Source organism: Adhaeribacter pallidiroseus (assembly GCF_003340495.1).
In the GTDB taxonomy this organism is placed as follows: Bacteria; Bacteroidota; Bacteroidia; order Cytophagales; family Hymenobacteraceae; genus Adhaeribacter; species Adhaeribacter pallidiroseus.
The window spans coordinates 4968405-4987714 of record NZ_QASA01000001.1; the positions used below are offsets into that span (position 1 = coordinate 4968405).

The window sequence follows — 19310 nt, forward strand, 5'->3', positions numbered from 1 at the left end:
GATCAGTTCCTGAACCTGATCGCAACGAATCTTTAAAATCTACCGGTATGATCCAGAATTACCTTAAAACAGCATTCAGAATATTTATCCGCAACAAAACCTTTACGGCAATAAATGTATTGGGCCTATCTATTGGCATCAGTGCTTCGTTGATTATTTTCTTGATTGCGCATTACGAGTTTAGTTACGATACCTCCGTACCCAATGCCGATCGGGTGTACCGGGTGGTTATGAATTTAAAATTTAACGGCGACGAAAGCCATAGCGCCGCCGTTCCCGGCCCTTTAAGCCAGGTTCTGCCACAGGAAACCACAGGCCTAGAATTAACCGTACCCGTCATGCAGTTTCAGGGCGATGCTACGGCCAAAGTAAGTATCCAGAGAGATAAAACGGCGGAGCCGCTGGTTTTAAAAAAACAAACCGGCATTGTATTTACCAATCCGCAGTATTTTTCGTTGCTGCCCCACCAATGGCTAGCGGGCTCGCCAGTTAGCGCGCTTAAAAACCCGTTTACCGTAGTCCTCACCGAGAGCCGGGCCAGACAATATTTTCCGACGGCAAACCTGCCCGACATGCTGGGTAAAGAAATAAAATACAATGAAGATTTTACCGCCACTATTTCGGGTATTGTGCAGGATTTAAATAATACCACTTCTTTCGAGGCCGTAGAATTTATCTCGTTCGCTACCATTGCCCAAACCCACCTGCAGAACAATTTTATGATGCAAGTTTGGAACGACTGGATGGCTTATTCGCAGGTGTACGTGAAACTGGCTCCCCACACTAAGGCCGCTAACGTAGAACACCAGTTAGCTTTGCTTTTAAACAAGTACAACAAAGATGCTAATAAAGATAAGGCGAATACCATACGCTTCTATTTACAACCTTTAAGTGATCTTCACTTTAACAAAGAATACGTTGGTTTTAATCAAAGAGTAGTCCCTAAATCTGTTTTGTACGGTTTATTTGCGGTGGCAGGCTTTTTATTGTTGCTGGCTTGTATCAACTTCATTAATCTTACCACGGCTAATGCGGCCCGCCGCGCGAAAGAAATCGGCATCCGAAAAACAATGGGCAGTTCCCGAAAGCAATTGATCATGCAATTTCTGGGGGAAACCTTTTTGTTAACCTTGCTGGCCGCTCTTGTATCTTTTTGCTTAGCTCCCGCCCTGCTAAAATTATTCGCTGATTTCATTCCGGCAGGTTTACAGGGGCAGTCGTTGCGACAACCGTATGTGTTTTTGTTTTTATTTCTGCTCACGGTACTGGTAAGCTTCTTGTCGGGCTTGTATCCGGCCTTTGTTTTATCGGGCTATCAACCCATTAAAGTTTTAAAAGCGCAAGCGTTCATCAGGGGCAACGAAACCAAACAAGTATGGATCCGGAAAACCTTAACTATTTCGCAATTTGCCATTGCGCAAGTTTTTGTAGTAGCTACTTTAATCGTGAGCAAACAAATTAATTACGCCTTACACACCGAATTAGGCTTTAATAAAGAAGGCATTATTACTTTCTTTTTGCCCCGCGATACGGTTACTACCCACCGGCAGCAGTTATTAAACGAAATAAACGCTATCCCCGCCGTAGAATTAGCCAGTACCGGCTTTCTGGCTCCTATGGAGGATGGCCCCGCTTTCACCCATATAGCTTACTCCCCTAAACCCGAAATAAAAGAACCGGTACAGATACGCTGGGGCGACCCGAATTATATTCATGTTTTTAAAATAAAGTTAATAGCCGGCCGAAACATCCTGGCCAGCGATAGTATTCAGGAATTTCTGATAAATGCTACTTATGCCAAGCTATTAGGTTTTCAAAACCCGGAGGACGCCATTGGCCAGCACCTCCGGTTTGGCGAAAAAAAATTACCTATTGTGGGCGTAATGCAGGATTTTCATGAACAATCCATGCATGCTGCCATCACGCCGCTGGTGTTGGGCGGCAATAACGGCGATATTTTCCATGTTAGATTAAAGCCAAACATGGCCGGAAATAATAACTGGCAACAGGCGATTCGTAAAATTCAAAAAGCGTATCACCAGATATACCCTGACGAAGATTTTGATTACAAGTTTGTAGACGAAGCAGTAGCCCATTTTTACCAAACCGAACAGCGTACCGCGCATCTTTTAAGCTGGGCCACGGGCTTATCAATACTTATTAGTTGTTTAGGTTTAGTAGGTTTGGTAATGTACACCGTTCATTCCCGCACCAAAGAAATCGGTATCCGCAAAATACTGGGTGCTTCGGTGAACAGCATTGCCGCCATGCTCTCCCAGGATTTCCTGAAACTGGTAGTACTAGCCAATATTCTGGCCTGGCCCCTGGTGTGGTACGGCATGTACCGTTGGTTGCAAAACTTTGTTTATCGCATCGAAATTAGCTGGTATCTTTTTGTATTGGCGGGAGTAGCGGCTTTACTTATTGCTTTAATCACGGTAAGTTTTCAAGCCATAAAAGCCGCTGTGGCCAACCCAGTAGAGGCCCTACGAAGCGAGTAATGTCGGAACTTACCTCTACTCCTATTCCCAAGATCAACTCCTAAAACCACTTTGTTTAGCCATCTGTATTGGATCGGTAAACGGAGTTGTTCCGTATAGCTACGAGTTAGCGGTAACTTAAAGATATAAAGAATGAAAAGGTTGAAAGCAGCCATAATATTTGGAACAAAACCAAACTTTGATAAGGACGCATTTATGTACTTTATTCTATACGTGAATAAAATACAGAGTACTTATGAGTTTTGCTTTCCTGATGTATCGAGTTATCCTTTTGAAAAAGAGGTTGTAGATTACAATACTAGTCCTCAAAAGGTTAACGAGTTTGTAAAAGAAAATTCAATAGTTGCAGACATCTTTATTTCAATTATTACCAGTAGTTTCAATAATAACTACTTTTTTTATGCGGACTATCATCAGCCTTCAATTATAACAACTGATATTTGGGATAGGCATTTATCCCCACCTTCTCTTTTTGAATATTTACTTCACAGTATTTATTCCTGTTTAATTTATACCCAAGTTTTGCCAAATGATACAACTTTAACTAATAAGCAATTATTGATAAAATTAGATTCCCACAATGATACTAGAGGATGTATTGCTGACTTTACAAGGCAAAAGTATGATGATAGAATTGATATTATACTTGGATACATATGCGAAGAACACACAAATGATATCAAACAATTCTATGGAGAAGGATATTTAAATGATTTACAATATGTAATTAGTAGAAAATGGATTGGAAGCATTGAAGAAAAAGAAAGCGCAGCATATAACTTAAAGCACATTTATAAATTTGACATAAATAAAGATAGTGGATTTAATAAAACTTTATGGGATAAAATAAAAGCTAAGTTTTATGAAATCCCAGGTTCATTAATTGCTGAAATTATCAAGATTATTTTAACTGCATTTTTAACATACTATTTAATTAAATTGGGATTTATAGACAAAGAATAAGTTACCGCTAACTTATAAAATGAATGTATTAAAAAAATATCATGAAGAAATAAAGTATGATTTGGAGCAATCTAAGGAGAGGATTATTACTAAAATAAACAAAGGAAAAACAAAGCGAAAAAGCTTTATAGACTACTTCATAGACGACCTTCCTGATTTTGAAAAAATCAAAGTTCTTTCTACAAATAAATTTGAAATACCTGTAAATCCGACAATGTTCAATCCATTGAAAGGAACAGGTAAAATTATAATTTCTCTAAAGGATAATATAAAAAAAACCGGTACAGAAATTCAAATTGAGATAATCCCCTATAATGAAGCTTATGTTGCCACTATTTATTTAGTATTCATCTTTCTGGTTGTCTGGACAGTATTTGGATTGGCAATTAGGGCAAAAACGAATACCTTTATTGTTGTTGCTTTTGGCTGGATAATTTTTCCGTTTATATTATTTATAATTCCATTGCAAAACAGAAGTAAATTGAGAAAATATCGCGACGCCTTTATCGCAATGTTAAAAAATAAGAGTAGCCGCTAACACCAGTTATAAAGCATTATAATTAGTGTTAGTAGTTATGCATGATAACAACAATTCCCGCTCCACTGACTTTTCTCTTCATCCTGCCGCTTTTAGCCTTACAATTGTCGCATGCTCCCCCCATCCGGCTACGTATTCCTGGCGAAATTTGTATCGGAACAAAACCAAATTTACCATAGCTTTAGAAGAATAAACAATAACAGAAAATAAAAGAATATGAGACAAATAATAGTTATATCCATGATTACGCTGGACGGAGTAATGCAAGCACCGGGGGGACCGGAGGAAGATACTTCCGGCGGTTTTAAATATGGTGGTTGGGTAGCCCCCTACAACGACGACGTATCGGATAAGGTTATACAAAAACTAATGCAGCCGGCAGACCTGCTTTTGGGTAGAGAAACATTTAAGATTTGGGAGAACTACTGGCCCCAACATGCAGCTAATTGGCCCAGTATTAATGATGTCACCAAATATGTCCTATCTAAAACCATAAAAAAGTCAGGTTGGAAAAACTCTGTTTTCTTTAGTAGCCTGGCAGATATTGAAAAGCTTAAAAACTCAAACGGTTCGGCCATTCAAGTGTGGGGCAGTAGCCAGCTCGTTCAGCTACTGCTAAAGCATGATTTAGTGGACGAACTCTGGCTCAAAATTTACCCGCTGACGCTTGGTGAAGGCAAAAAGTTGTTTGATAATGGACCAATACCGGCAGCCTTTACATTAGTTGAAAGTGTTGCTACCCCAAGCGGAATTATAGTTGCCAATTACAAGCGAGCCGGGGAAGTCAGGACAGGTACTATCGGATCTTAAAGAGAAACAAAGGCCCACTTACCACTATGGAATGGAGAGGAGCATTCGGTTTAATTCTCCAGAAACAATTTACGATTATTAAAAAACTGAAAAGTATTTTATCAAAAACGAGTGATTTCTACAGAACTCCGATCTTATTGGAATAAATTACTTTTCTTTAATTGGGTATTGGGATTGCTGCTGTTAATAGCTATCTGTATCCCCAGGTTTTGGCTGGTTTTAAATGCCAACCAAACTGGTAATTATGGCAACATAGGCATTATTATGGTTATTTCGGCCCTGGTTCCTTTTATTTTATTATCTAAAAAAGGCCGCACAAAAATAGGAATAACCAAGCCAGCAAGTTTTACCTGGGTACTGTATTCTTTTCTAGCTGGTATTTTAATCAGTGCCCTGATGTTTGCTTTAGGCAATGCATTATACACCAATACTATCCATAATTGGTACGTGTATATTGGAAAGTCATACAAACTGGCTACAGACTTAAATGCGCATGATAAATTCATTTATTTCCTGATTTATGCTACCACCGGAATGTGCTTTAGCCCGATAGGGGAAGAATTGTTTTTTAGGGGAATTGTGCATTCCAGTTTCAGCGCCAGTTTAGGAGAGAATAAAGCAACTGTAATGGACAGCCTGGCATTTGCCTTCACGCATTTAGCTCATTTTGGAATAGTATACATAGCTGGCAGGTGGCAATTTTTGTTAATTCCCTCTGTACTTTGGGTTTTAGGAATGTTTATCACCAGTTTGGTTTTTATCCAGTGCCGAAAAAAAACAGGCTCTATAATGGGTGCCATTGCTAGCCACGCAGGTTTTAACCTGGCTATGATTTATTTCATTTTTTATCATTTGTAAAACTTCTAACTGCTTTGTGATCCCCTCCGGTTCGGCTAGTGGTATCGCTGCTGCTTACACCTGATACGGGTAGGCAAAATTGGCCTATAAAAACTTAAAATAATGTGCGTTCGAGCTAAGCCCTTACCAACAAAAGAATATCCCTGTATAGCCAAAATGATAAAACAGTAATGTTACCCGTCTATTAGATTCTTCCAGAATAACTCTAATCCAGAATGACCGGAATAAAGAAGATTAGCTTATATTTCAGGCAGGCTTTGCTTAGCTCGAACGAACGTTAAAAAATACCCATGAATTTCATTAAACTGGTTCCCAACATATTTTACAAGAACATAAGCGGTGGTCTGAAAACTTTTGTTAACTGCCTGGAATTTACGGTAGGCTACGAGGAATTAAGTGCTGAACAACCTTTTTGTGTAGTGGAGAAAGGTGACTTGCGCATTAATTTATTCCAAAACCAGCAACTAGCGGCGGAACACCATCCTGAATTCAGGCTGGTGACGGATAATATTGAGGAGGTATACGAAAAAATAAAGGCTAAATACCCCGAATTGCTGCATCCGAATCTGAATGGAATTACGTTACGGCCTTGGGGCGCTAAAGAATTTGCTTTGATGGACGAGCAAATAGGAATAATCATCCAGCAATGGTAAAATAGAAGCTTTGCCTCACCACGGGCATAAGTTCTTGCAATTGCCGGCTGAATCTGTCGTTATTTTTAAAAAAATGCCTAGCTACTTAAAACAATAACCTTGCTCGCTACTGCGCCACCTCGCCTCCAGCATAAAACGCTAATAGCCAGACAGTTTAATAAAAAACTAACGGGCGCTACTGTACAGCTAATAATTAATACTATGTTTCAGCATAAGTACTTCTATTTGAATATTATACTCCAGCCTGTTGCATGAAAAAAATAAAAACCTCTATTCAGCCCTGGCTTTCCGTCCGGAATAGTGCCAAAGCTTTAAAATTTTATCAGGAAGCATTCGGAGCCCTAGAAACGTATCGCCTGGACTCACCAGATGGAGGTCTTGTATTAGGACTTTCTATAGATGGTGCTGCTTTTTGGGTAAGTGGGCACTCTGCAGATACCACCGAGGATTTGCCAACAAACTCCGTTGGTGATTCAATTAAATTTATTTTAACGGTTGATAACCCGGATCTGGTTTTTAGCCAAGCCCTTCGGGCAGGAGCCGAAGAAATCTTTCCGGTTGGGGAGGACTTTGGGTGGAGATTAGGAAAAGTTGCTGACCCTTTTGGTTTTCATTGGGAAATAGGAAAACAATTGTAATAAAAGCAGACCAATAGGGAGCCTATCAAACGGTAAACTACGCCGCCCGAATTAGTTAAAATTTAAAAAATTAGTCAAAATTAAAAAAAACAACCAACCCGGTAGAAGCCTTGCGCGAGGAGTAAGCATAACCTGGCTTTATAAAATGTTTGAACCCCGATTTGTTTAATTTTTGAATTACCTTAATAAATAAAATTTAAAAAATAACCTCTGTAAACCGGATAAAAGACAATACCAAGCAAACCATAGTCCTTTCATCTTTGAATTCGGCGAATTAAGGTTCAGACAAAATACCGAAATACTAGAGACCCCGACTAAAACCTAAAACGATGCTGTATCATTATGTTATAATAGCGTACCGGGCGTTGCGGCGTTATAAGCTATTTTCTTTGATTAATATAATGGGCCTGGCAATGGGCATGGCCGCTTTTTTACTGATTTTACAGTACGTCCGGTACGAATTAAGCTACGATACTTTTCACGAAAAAAGCAAACAGATTTACCGGGTGGGCACTACCTTTTACCGCGAAGGAACACCCACGGAGTATGCCGGTTCTTTCTTAGGTTTGGGGCCCGCCTTAAAAGCCGAATTTCCGGAAGTACAGGCGTTTACCCGTTTAAGTTTCCGGCGGAGCGTGGTTTCTTACCAGAATCATTCCTTTACCGAACCTAATTTATTTTTTGTGGATCCGGGCTTTTTAGCCATATTTTCCTTGCCATTGCAACCCGGCAGCAAACAAACCCTGGCGGCTCCCAACGAAGTTATTTTGTCGCAGTCGATGGCCCGCAAATACTTTGGGTCGGAGGATCCGTTAGGCAAAATTATTACCTTAAAAAGTAAGCTTTATAGTCAAAATGTAACGGTTACCGGCGTATTTGCCGATCTGCCGGCCAACTCGCATCTTGCCCTGGATTTCCTGGTTTCCGTGCCTACCTTGGCGAGCCATTTGGGCCCGGACCGGTTAAACGGCTGGGATAGCCTGGACCATTTAACCTACATTCTGCTGGCGCCGGGAGCCGATATAAAAAATTTAAAAATAAAGCTGCCGGCGTTTATTGATAAGTACCTGGGCAAAATATGGGGCGCCGAATCCGGCTTAGGAGTGGGCCCGAACCGGACTGCTTTTGCACTGCAGCCCCTACGGGATATTCATTTGCATTCTACCGTTAAGAACGAGGCCGAAGCCAGCGGCAGTTATGCGGTAGTGCAGCTTTTATTGTTTGTAGCGATTTTTATTTTGCTGTTGGCTTTAATTAACTACGTGAACCTGGCTACGGCCCGGGCCATGGAGCGGGCCAAAGAAGTAGCCGTCCGGAAAGTAATTGGGGCGCTCCGGCGGCAGTTAACTACGCAGTTTTTTGTGGAGGCGGTATTGCTGAACCTGGCCGGCGTAGTACTGGCGTTTACCTTAGTGCAGGTAGCAGGACCTTGGTTGAATGCCCTAGTGGCCAAGCCCTTTTATGTGTTTAGCTGGTCAGATTATGCGCTGTGGCTTTCCTATGCCGGTATATTGGCGTTGAGTTCTTTTTTATCGGGCCTTTATCCGGCTTTGGTGTTATCGGGTTATCAGCCGGCGCCGGCCTTAAAAGGAAAAGGACATGCCGCCGCCCGTACTTTTTCGCTCCGCAAAGGATTAATTACGCTGCAATTTGTGGTAGCCGTTTTACTCTTATCCGGCACGTACGCGGTGTACCGGCAAATGCAATTTATGCGCGCATACCATTTAGGCATGAACCTGGACCAGCTCCTGGTAGTAAAAGTGCCCCAGCAAAAAGTAGCGGATTCTGTTTTTAGTAAAAACACCAATTTTTTTAAAAATCAATTGCTTTCATTGCCCGCAGTATCCCGGGCTACCCTTTCTTCATCGGTGCCTAACACCGACATGTACAGTACTCTGGGCGCTGTGGGCCCTTTGGGTAGCAAACCCGCCGATATTGGATTTTCTTTTAATCACATTTACACCGATGCCGATTTTATTCCGGCTTACGGCATGCAAATTTTGGCCGGCCGTAATTTTTCAAAAGATTTTAGTACTGATAAAAACAACTTAATCTTAAGCGAAGCGGCGATTAAAATTCTTGGTTTTAAAAATCCAGCGGCCGCCTTAAACCAGAAAATAGAATACGAGGGAGAAAAACAAATCATTGGCGTTATTAAAGATTTTCACCAGTATTCAGTGGCGCAGGAGATTGCCCCGGTTATTCTGGAACTCCGCTTCACCGACCAAAAATACTTCTCCGCTAAAGTAAACCCCGGCCAAATCAGCCAGACCATTGCGGCAGTAGAACACCAGTACGAACAGCTGTACCCGGGCTACCCGTTTGAGTATTTTTTTATGGATGCGCATTTTGCCAAACAGTACGAAGCCGACCAACGATTTGGCCGGTTGTTTAGCTTATTTTCCGGCTTGGCGGTTTTTATTGCTTGTTTGGGTTTGTTTGGCCTGGTTTCGTACGCTACCGTGCAACGAAGTAAAGAAATTGGTGTACGCAAAGTGCTGGGAGCAACCGTAGCTTCTATTTTAACTTTGCTGGCCAAAGACTTCCTGAAACTGGTGCTGCTGGCCAACTTGGTGGCCTGGCCCGTAGCTTGGTGGCTGATCCACGAGTGGCTCGCCAACTATGCCCGGCACATACCCATTAATACCAGCTTTTTTCTATTTCCGGCCGTGGCCATTGTTTTGTTTGCCTTGTTTACCATCAGTTACCAGGCCATAAAAGCCGCCCTGGCAAATCCAGTGGAGGCGCTGCGGAATGAGTAAATGCCCCCTGATTCATCGGATTTTGGATTACCCGGATTGATAATTTAGAGACCAGAAATTTTTACTATTAAATAAGATAAACTATAAACTATAAACTATAAACTATAAACTATAAACTATAAACTATAAACTATAAACTATAAACTATAAACTATAAACTATAATCCTTCAAGCCTTTAATCCCGCGAATCAAGGTTCAGACAACGAGTAAAATAATATTTAAATGCGTGTTACCTTTTCCGGCAGATGCAGTTACCCTTTTTAGAAAAACAGATCCATTTCACTTAATAATCAAATCCATGAAAAATGTAGTGTATGCCTTCTTGTTGATTATTATTGTTTCGGGCGGCGTAGCAGCCCAAACCAATGTGGCCGCTTCCGAAGTAATGGCGCAAATAAACCGCGGGCAGGCCGTTAGCTATAAAAACGTGGAAATTACCGGCGACCTGAACCTGACACAACTAAACAACAAACAGCTGAAAGAGCAGCCGGAAGAGATGCAGCCGAACAAAGTATTCATTAGTACGGTTACGGCTCCGCTTAATTTTACGAATTGTACCTTTACGGGCAAAGTACTAGCTTACTTTAACCCAGACCAGGGTAGAATAAATTTAAATAATAACGGCGATAGCGAGGTTTACAGTACTAATTTCGCCAAAGAAGTACGCTTTAACAACTGCACTTTTCAGCAGGATGCTATTTTTAAATATTCGGAGTTTAAGCAAGAAGTTTCATTTGCCGGTAGCCACTTTAACGACGAAGCTTTTTTTAAGTACACTAAATTTGCGCAAGCCCCGGATTTTGGCCGAGTAAAGTTTACGGATAACGCCGTTTTTAAATACGTGCATTTTCCGGCGGGTACCAATTTCAGTCAGGCCGTTTTTACCGGGGATGCTGATTTTAAGTACGCTAAATTTTGGGGCCAAAGCAATTTAGAACGGACGCAGTTTAACGGCTTTGCTAATTTTAAGTACACCGAATTTTCCGACGACGTGAAAGTGCAAGGTTTGGCTTTTAACGGCGGTAAAGATTTCAAATACACCCAAATAGGCGGCAAGAAATTCAACGATGCTTTTCTGGAGAAAAAGTAAGAAACTCATCTGCCAGTTAGGATATTTAGAATTAGGTTGACGCTGGCGCGCGCGTACCGCTCGTGTCTACTAATCTAGTAGGCCTCTGGCCGGGCGAGCCAATAGACTTAGATTAAAGCAATTCAGCAGCCATTCCCAACCGGCCAGAGGCCGGACGATGATAATCACGAGCGTAGACGCTCGCGATAGGGATTTCTTTGACACTTAACAATACAAGCCGCAAGCTTGCCCCAGCCAAATTTTTAAAAAACAGGCGAGTTTGCCAATCGTCACTAGTCACAAATTCTATTTAGCTGTAAACCCTTTTAACATCATACCTATGCTCCGTAATTATTTTAAAATTGCCTGGCGCAACATGCGGCGGCACCGTGGCTTTACTTTTATAAATTTATTTGGTTTAGCCGTTGGCCTTACCTGTTGTTTGCTCATTGCCTTGTACATCCGGCAAGAGCTAAGCTACGATACTTACCACCAACATGCCGACCGCATTTACCGGGTTACCCGCAATTTCTCCGACCCGGATGGTAACGTAAACTTACATTTGGCGAGCGTAGCGCCTCCCTTTGGGCCTCTGTTAAAAAACGATTTTCCGGATATCCAGCAAATCGCCCGTACTTTGCAAACCAACACGTTATTAGCGGTAAACCAGGAGCGGGTATTTAACGAGCAGGAGGTTTTCTTCGCAGAGCCGGAATTTTTTAAAATTTTCACGGTGCCGGTGCAACAAGGCAACCCCGACAAAGCGCTAGCGGAGCCTTATGCTATTATGCTCACCGAAAAAATGGCGAAGAAATATTTTCCGGAGCAAAATCCCATGGGGCAGGTATTGCGCCTGAACAACCAGTTTAACGTGAAAGTAGCCGGCGTGTACGAATCGTTTCCGGTAAATTCACATTTGCACCCCGACTTTCTGGTTTCGTTTACCACCTTGGAAGACAGCACCATTTACGGTAAACAAAACTTACTTACCAATTGGGGCAATAATTCTTTTACCACTTATTTGCTCCTGCCGCCAAATTATCCGGTCAAAAACCTGGAAGCCCAGTTCCCCGCTTTTCTCGATCGCCACATGACCGACAACCCGGGTAATGCCGTAAAACCCTCGTCCTGGACTAAGCTGTTTTTACAAAAACTCACCGATATTCACCTGCGCTCGCACCTCGATTCCGAACTGGAGCCCAACGGCAACATTACCAACGTGTACTTGTTCTCGGCGGTGGCCTTGTTTATTTTATTGATTGCGTGCATTAATTTTATGAATTTATCTACGGCCCGTTCGTCGTTACGGGCTAAAGAAATTGGCCTGCGTAAAGTAATGGGCGCTACCCAATCTACCTTAATCCGGCAGTTTTTGAGCGAATCTACGTTATTTGCCTTACTGGCGGTGGTATTGGCGGTAGCCTTTACGGGGTTGTTTTTACCGCTCCTGAGTAAATTTATTGGCCAGGAAATAAGCTTTGGCTTAGGTAATACCTGGTGGCTGGTTTTAGCGCTGGTGGGGCTGGCCTTGTTGGTGGGGCTGTTGGCGGGTTCGTACCCGGCTTTGTTTTTATCATCGTTTCAGCCGGTAAAAGTACTCAAAGGCAAACTTACTATTGGCCGCAATTCGGTATCGCTGCGTAAAACGCTGGTAGTGCTGCAATTTGCTATCTCGGTGATTTTATTGGTATGCACGGCGGTGGTATACAAGCAATTGCACTTTTTACGCAACCAAACCTTGGGGTTTAACAAAGAGCATGTGGTTACGGTAAATTTTCCGAACGAGCTGGCCGAGCCTTATAATGCTTTCCGGAACGAAGTACTGGCCACGGGCCAGGTTGCTGCCGCGGCCCGTTCCGTGGGAGTTCCCTCCGACCGCTTGCTAAATTCCATGGGTACCGTCCGGATTCAGAAAGAAGATTCCCTGGCTCCCTCGCCGGTTTCTTTTCAGTACTTAGCCATAGATGATGCTTTTGTAAATACTTACCAGTTAAAAGTTGTAGCGGGTCGTAATTTTAATCCTCGGGAATACCTCACCGATGATTCTCTGGCTTTTTTGCTGAATGAAGCCGGCGTTAAAATGCTGGGCTTTACCAACCCCCAGGAAGCCCTGGGCCGGAACATCGAATACGGCAACCGCAAAGGAAAACTGGTAGGCGTGCTACAAGACGCGCATTTTGAATCGTTGCACCAAAAAATCAAACCTTTAATCTTTTTTATGCCCACTAGCGACGGCTACAACAATCTTTCCTTTAAATTACCGGGCAACCAATTACCAGCCGGTCTGGCGCACCTGCAAGCTACCTGGCAGAAACTGCTACCGCACCGCCCCTTAGAATATACTTTCCTGGACGAAAAGTTTGGCCGCTTGTACGCCACCGAACAGCAGTTGGGCACTTTGTTTACTATTTTTTCCGGCATTGCCATTTTAATTGCCTGCCTGGGCTTGTTTGGTTTGGCTTCTTTCGCCATGGAGCAACGCGCCAAAGAAATCAGCATTCGTAAAGTACTAGGCGCTTCGGTAACGGGCATTGTTACGCTGCTGTCGCGCGATTTTTTAAAATTAGTGCTGCTCGCGAACCTGCTGGCCTGGCCAATTGCTTGGTACGGCATGCATCACTGGCTCCAGGATTTTGCGTACCGCACCTCCTTATCGGCCTGGACTTTTGGTTTGGCTACGGTGCTGGCCCTGTTAATTGCTTTGTTAACGGTTTCGTTTCACGCCTTAAAAGCAGCCTCCAGCAACCCGGTAAATGCTTTGCGGAATGAGTAACAGGTGCCCAGTGTTACTTTTTTGATTAACAAATTTTAATTAAACCAAAAGCCAGACCTGCCGCACGGGTCTGGCTTTTTAATGCGCTTTTTTTTCCGTTGCAGATTAGTCAGTTACCGGGTGTTATAAAAGCGAACAATAATTTGTATCGGAAACGGACAATTCCGGAAAGGTATCCGGATGATAAATCTTGTTAATTTACTGATAAACAAGCATTTATTGAAATGGCATCTTATTGTATATTCTTTTTTAAAAGTAGATCGGGTTTAAGGGCTACCGGCACCCGGCCATCTATTTTAACCGAGCCACTAAGCAAACCGCTATTATTATGTCTAAACTTGTAACATTTACTCTGGTTTTTTTACTGCTCTGCTCTACCGGAAGATTGGCTGCGCAAACTCCCCGCGTATGGTCTTTAGATTCGTGCATTAACCAGGCGATTGCGCAAAATATTCAGGTAAAACAAAGCGAATTAAATTTACAGGCCAGCCGGGTAATTAACGCGCAGGCCAAAGCCGCCTTTTTACCAATCAGTCAGTTTACCGGTTCACATTCCTATAATACCGGCCGGTCCATTGACCCATTTACCAACCAACCGACCACCGAACAAATTCAATCCAATAATTTTGCGCTGTCCGCCGATTTAATTTTGTTTAACGGCGGGCAGTTGCAACACCGGTTGCAGCAAAGTAATCTGGGCTTAAAAGCCAGCCGCTACGAACTAGAGCAAACCCGGCAAACCATTGCTTTAAACGTAACGCTGGCCTATCTTCAGGTATTGTTCAGTCAGGAGCTACTAACCATTGCGGAGAACCAGTTGAAAAATACCAATTTACAGGTAGAGCGTTCTAAACACCTGGTAGATGCCGGCGCGCTGGCCAACTCTACCCTCGCCGATTTAGAAGTGCAAGCTACCCAGGACGAGTTGCAGCAGGTAACCGCCGCTACCGATTTAAAAACGGCCCGGCTTAATTTATTGCAGTTGCTGAACTTACCGGCCACTACGGCGTTTACTATTCAGCCTTTGGCAACCGAAGTACCCGCTACTAACCCTTATGCCCAAAGTACTGCCGAGCTGGTAGCCCTTGCCGAAAAAATGCAACCCGGTATTATTGGCGCCGACTTACGGGTAAAAAGCGCGAACAGAGGGGTACGGGCCGCGCGCGCGAGTTTATTGCCAATGTTAAGTTTGGGCGGTTATATTGGTAGTAATTATTCCAGTGCGGTACCAACCTCCCGGTTTGTGGCCGATGGCACCGGCTCCACCACCCGCGAAGTACCTTCCGAAACGGATTTCGTGTTAATCAACGGAACGCGCACGCCTATTATCAACACGAAAACCGAACCGAACGGCGCCATGGAAAACTTTTACTATTTCGACCAGTTGCAATTTAACATGCGCAAGAGCATCGGCCTTAATTTAAGTATCCCTATTTTGAACAGCTGGCAAAACCGGGCACGCCTGAGTAACGCGCTTATTACGGAAAAAACCGCCGAGTACGCCGCCGAAAACGTACGTTTGCAACTGCGCCAGAACATTGAGCTGGCGCACAATAACCTCGAAGCAGCCCAGATTCGTTATAAAACGGCTACTCGCCAGGTAAATGCCTCTAAAGTAGCTTACGACGCCGCGCAAAAACGCTTCGAAAGCGGCAGCGTACACTACGTAGATTTAAACCTGGCCAAAACTAATTACGACAAAGCCCTGAGTAACCAGGTACAAGCCAAGTATGATTACCTTTTCCGGGAAAGAGTATTAAATTTTTACTTGCAGGATACTGCTGCTAAGTAAAAATTTAAAAAATTAAAAAAGCTGCTTCTCCGCCAGTCTAAAATGAGCGGAGAAGCAGCTTTTTTAATTTTTTAAACACAAACGAGTAAGCTGGAATTTTAAAAAAATTCTGCTCAAATTTAGGTGCCGCGCGTTTGGCTTTTCCCAAAATCAAGTAAAATGCTTCGTTTTCCAGGCAAGCAACCGGGTATTTATTACGCACTGAAATTTAAAAATACCTATCCGGCGCTGCCGGGGCCTCGGAATACCAAGACTACTGAGATCTATCGCCATGTGACCCAACACGGACTCGGAAAATAATTAGCCCGCTCGATAGATTATTAATTTAAATATAGTATTATTAACATTAAATAAATGCGAATTCCTGTAACCACACCTGGCTTTTAAGGTGTACTATTGCTGAAATGCATTACATAATTGATTAGCAACAATACACAAAAAACAATAGCTATTCGCCAAAGTGGATATAAACACCAGTACTGGCATTTAGCAGTAAGTTGGGCAAAATCCGAAATTATAAAATGTACTTTGTGACCATACCTGTAGTTAAAGAAAGATTCAAGAAGGAGCTTACAGAAGTAAGGACTGATGAATCTGGTTGGATTAAGTACTACTACGATAAGGCAACAGAAAAGGAGTGGGTTGAATACTACCCCTATCAAGAAGACAGGGCACCATCCATTCTTAAAAGAACTGACCTGCCAACTGAGTTAGAAAGTTTAATGAATACATGCTTCTCATCGGATGAAGTTGAAGATTGGCGAGGTTTAGGTGCTGAACTTTCTTCTAAGGAATATGGCATCAGCAAGATAGCAAAGGTTCTTAAAGCTAATGCCCAAAAATGGTCAGGTGAAGCCTTATCAGAATTTAAGAAATCCTTCCGACCGATTGATAACAGAAATATTATAGGAATGAAGATGGATGAAGTTGAAAAGAGTTATCGTGAATTTGTTGATTCAAAAAAAGAAATAGATAATATTATAAAGTAAAGAAGCACTTTGCCCAACAAAACCTATAGTGCATAAACGCACCATAGCAGAGACGTTGGTAGTCATTTATGAAAAATAAACTAACCTCATTTGACGCTCAAGAAAATGAAACCATTCATGATTATGGCAAAATCTATGAAGTAGAAGAAACTCTAAATTCAGAAAGGCTGAAAATAGGAGCTTCAAAGAATCAGATTGGTCTTTTACTTGATTTTCTTGACTGTTTAAATCCGCCTTACTTTATACTTTATGTTCTGGTAGTAAGCAGATTAAAAAACGAGCATGGACGTTACCAATCTCCTTTATTGGAAACTAAACAAGAGGTTATTGACTTTCTGCTTGACTTTAAAGAATTTTTAGAAACGGACGCAAGACATCATTTCTGGATAGGGACAGCAAATAATAATGGTACTTTAATATTTGACCAGCACGACGTTATTTATGCATATGGACCTATAAATGCTTTTAAACAGATCCTTGAAAAGTTAGATTTTAAAGAAGAAGAGTTTTTGTTCCCTGCACCACATTGCCATCATTTTCACGACTCCAACGATGTATTTGAAAAAGAAATATTAAATTACTGGGAATGGAGTTTATTCCCCCTCACCGACAATGATGAGTATGATTAAGTTTAAGAAAAACATCTACCAACATGGTGTAAACGCCAGCTTTGGCCGTCAGTTACACAAATACGTTACCTGCCATTTAAAATTATGAATTTTAATTTCTTTGCAAGTAACAAAATAGATTTGGACAATTTCCAAGACATTGGAGAATTCGTTGAAAATTACCCAGATTTTCAAACAATAATGCTGAATGATGAAAATGAACTCAAATTATTGTTAGAATTAATCGGGATTAATGAAGTCTATAACCAAGATTTAAATGATTCAGAATTCGTCAAATATTGGGACTTATCTTCTTACAAACTCCCATATTTAAGTGCTGAACAGTATGACGATTTTTATAGAAACTGGATTATTAAGTCAAAAAGAGAAAATAATATGGATGAGTACGGAAGTCTAATTTTTCTGCAAGGACTAAGTTCAGATTGGAATCAAATGCATTATAGACTAATTGTAAAAGAAAAGTAAAACTTCACCCAATGTTTAGTATATACAAAAACCTTGCTTTGCTTCAGCCCTTGGCATGTATTAAACGTTAAGTGTTATTAAAATAATGAACATACAAGCAGTTAAACATGTAAGATTATTACTTGTCTTAATTTTTGGAGTAGATTTTATATTTAGAATCTTCCATCTTTCTCCTAGTCTCGTCACATTCATATTGATTCCTCTCATTTATACTATAATCTACTTAAATAAGAGTGTAATATATTTCAGCATGCTGCAATATATAGATGGTATCCTGATGCTACTTTGTATCTGCTTAGTTTTAATTATCCCATTAAAGATATATTTTACTTACTTTAATATTTACCTTTCCATTGTATTGATAAGCCTTTGCATTTATTTTTATAAAGCTTTTTCTTTAAAATTTGAGTCTGATAAGTGGAAGACAACCTTAGTATTGCTAATCGCCTTCGATTTAATTTTAATGATAATTCCTAACAATTCTATATTGGCATACTTAAACTTAAAATACAACAGATGGAGCCCAAATTTACAAAAGAAGGATTTTAAGGGCTCCCCAAAAGACAATCAGGTATTTTCGGCCATTATTGATACTGAAATTCTATATAGAGTAAACAAAGCTTATAACTATCCTGCAGGAACCGTAATCTCCATTATGGATCCTTATAACTCATATGTAATGGAGCAACCTCAAAATACAGGTCCTACCTTAAGGAATTTGGCTGAAAAATATTTATTAAAGCACGAACAAACTCACTTTGACATCACTGAATTTTATGTTAAAAAGATTAATGAAAAGCTAGCTTCTAAATGGCTTTTAAATGAGCAGGAAGCTTCTTATATAATAGAACAAGCTACAAAAGAAAATAACAAAACGCATCTACTATATGATTCTTTAACGAACCATGGCAGGGATACTCTTCAACAATCAAGATGGTCACGGGAATACAGAGAAAAATTAAAAATAAATTAACACCACCTAACCACACCTATACGGCAGCTTCGCCACTGCAAAGCTAATCCGTTAGCAGGCAGGCATAGGAACAAAAGAAAGACTTGCAGTATATACAAAAAGAATATACTTTTGTACAAACTGACAACTATGAAAAATTTATCATTAAAATTGGAAGACACTATTTTCCAGGAAACGGAAGATATTCTAGCAAAAGTCCATAAGAACAGAAACAGATATATAAATGAAGCTTTAGAGTTCTATAATAAGCTTCAAAAAAGAAGGCTCTTGGCTAAACAAATAGATCAGGAATCGAAGCTCGTTGCGGGCGAATCTCTTTCGATATTAACGGAATTTGAAGCCTTGGAAGATGAAGGTTAAGCAGTTTGAATTATGGATAGCTGATTTAAATCCAAAAATAGGAACTGAAACAGGAAAAATACGACCTGTTGTTATCATTCAGACAGATCTTTTAAACAAATCTCATCCTTCTACAATTGTTTGCCCCATTACCACAAACGTCCAGACTGCATCCGACATATTAAGAGTTCATCTGACTAAAGGAACGGTTAACGTGAAAGAGGATTATGACATCATGATTGACCAGATTAGAGCAATCGACAACTCTAGACTTATACATAGAATTGGTCAGTTGGATGATGCCGTAAAAAATAAGATAAAGCAGAATATAAAAATTGTGCTGGACTTGGATTAAAAAGCACGTCCGCCAACAACGGCTAAAAAGCATTAAAACGCATTTTAGCCTAACCGTTAGGCATGATGCTAAAACTGGTAAAGTAAAAAATCATATCTTTGAATAAGGCAAAGAAATTGAAACATGGCTATACCAATTCAATTTATCATAGACAATGAGGGGCACAAGAAGTCAGTTGTTGTGCCTTATAAGTAATGGGAAG

Annotated in this window: 17 protein-coding genes; all 17 read left to right on the top strand. The window is 41.1% G+C overall.

The features are described 5' to 3' along the window. Window positions 1-47 precede the first annotated feature (47 nt). The 17 genes from AHMF7616_RS19825 (at window position 48) to AHMF7616_RS19905 (ending at window position 19108) form a co-directional block, all read left to right on the top strand. Window positions 48-2501, top strand: coding sequence for an ABC transporter permease (locus AHMF7616_RS19825; RefSeq protein ID WP_115374460.1), 2454 nt, complete (start codon window positions 48-50; stop codon window positions 2499-2501). A 132-nt stretch (window positions 2502-2633) separates the two neighbouring features. Beyond that, window positions 2634-3464: a hypothetical protein gene (locus AHMF7616_RS19830; RefSeq protein WP_115374461.1), complete on the top strand. Its 831-nt coding sequence runs from the start codon at window positions 2634-2636 to the stop codon at window positions 3462-3464. Window positions 3465-3483: 19 nt separating this feature from the next. Beyond that, window positions 3484-4002: a hypothetical protein gene (locus tag AHMF7616_RS19835; RefSeq protein ID WP_115374462.1), complete on the top strand. Its 519-nt coding sequence runs from the start codon at window positions 3484-3486 to the stop codon at window positions 4000-4002. Window positions 4003-4218: 216 nt separating this feature from the next. Continuing rightward, on the top strand, window positions 4219-4812 hold the full coding sequence (locus AHMF7616_RS19840) for a dihydrofolate reductase family protein (protein ID WP_115374463.1): 594 nt from the start codon (window positions 4219-4221) through the stop codon (window positions 4810-4812). A 396-nt stretch (window positions 4813-5208) separates the two neighbouring features. Next, a complete protein-coding gene (locus tag AHMF7616_RS26785; protein WP_199474279.1) occupies window positions 5209-5670 on the top strand; it encodes a CPBP family intramembrane glutamic endopeptidase in 462 nt (153 codons plus the stop codon). Between the two features lie 290 nt (window positions 5671-5960). Then, window positions 5961-6323 carry a VOC family protein gene (locus AHMF7616_RS19850; RefSeq protein WP_115374464.1) on the top strand — a complete coding sequence of 121 codons (363 nt, stop codon included), beginning with the start codon at window positions 5961-5963 and terminating at the stop codon, window positions 6321-6323. A 251-nt stretch (window positions 6324-6574) separates the two neighbouring features. Beyond that, window positions 6575-6961, top strand: coding sequence for a VOC family protein (locus AHMF7616_RS19855; RefSeq protein ID WP_115374465.1), 387 nt, complete (start codon window positions 6575-6577; stop codon window positions 6959-6961). Between the two features lie 329 nt (window positions 6962-7290). Then, window positions 7291-9723, top strand: coding sequence for an ABC transporter permease (locus tag AHMF7616_RS19860; protein ID WP_115374466.1), 2433 nt, complete (start codon window positions 7291-7293; stop codon window positions 9721-9723). Window positions 9724-10022: 299 nt separating this feature from the next. Then, the gene (locus AHMF7616_RS19865) at window positions 10023-10814 is read left to right on the top strand and encodes a pentapeptide repeat-containing protein (RefSeq protein WP_147275734.1); all 792 of its coding nucleotides are present in this window, start codon (window positions 10023-10025) and stop codon (window positions 10812-10814) included. Between the two features lie 319 nt (window positions 10815-11133). Then, on the top strand, window positions 11134-13566 hold the full coding sequence (locus AHMF7616_RS19870; protein ID WP_115374468.1) for an ABC transporter permease: 2433 nt from the start codon (window positions 11134-11136) through the stop codon (window positions 13564-13566). Window positions 13567-13894: 328 nt separating this feature from the next. After that, the gene (locus AHMF7616_RS19875; RefSeq protein ID WP_115374469.1) at window positions 13895-15358 is read left to right on the top strand and encodes a TolC family protein; all 1464 of its coding nucleotides are present in this window, start codon (window positions 13895-13897) and stop codon (window positions 15356-15358) included. Between the two features lie 530 nt (window positions 15359-15888). Then, a complete protein-coding gene (locus AHMF7616_RS19880; protein ID WP_147275735.1) occupies window positions 15889-16347 on the top strand; it encodes a hypothetical protein in 459 nt (152 codons plus the stop codon). Between the two features lie 68 nt (window positions 16348-16415). Next, complete coding sequence (locus tag AHMF7616_RS19885; RefSeq protein WP_115374471.1) at window positions 16416-16976, top strand: hypothetical protein; 561 nt, start codon at window positions 16416-16418, stop codon at window positions 16974-16976. A gap of 84 nt (window positions 16977-17060) precedes the next feature. Further along, window positions 17061-17441: a hypothetical protein gene (locus AHMF7616_RS19890; protein WP_115374472.1), complete on the top strand. Its 381-nt coding sequence runs from the start codon at window positions 17061-17063 to the stop codon at window positions 17439-17441. Window positions 17442-17691: 250 nt separating this feature from the next. Next, entirely contained in the window at window positions 17692-18414 is a 723-nt protein-coding gene (locus AHMF7616_RS19895; protein WP_147275736.1) for a hypothetical protein, read from the top strand. 129 nt (window positions 18415-18543) lie between these two features. Then, a complete protein-coding gene (locus AHMF7616_RS19900) occupies window positions 18544-18774 on the top strand; it encodes a hypothetical protein (protein WP_115374474.1) in 231 nt (76 codons plus the stop codon). After that, window positions 18764-19108, top strand: coding sequence for a type II toxin-antitoxin system PemK/MazF family toxin (locus tag AHMF7616_RS19905; RefSeq protein ID WP_115374475.1), 345 nt, complete (start codon window positions 18764-18766; stop codon window positions 19106-19108). The genes AHMF7616_RS19900 and AHMF7616_RS19905 overlap by 11 nt, the downstream gene beginning before the upstream one ends. The last annotated feature ends 202 nt before the right edge of the window (window positions 19109-19310 follow it).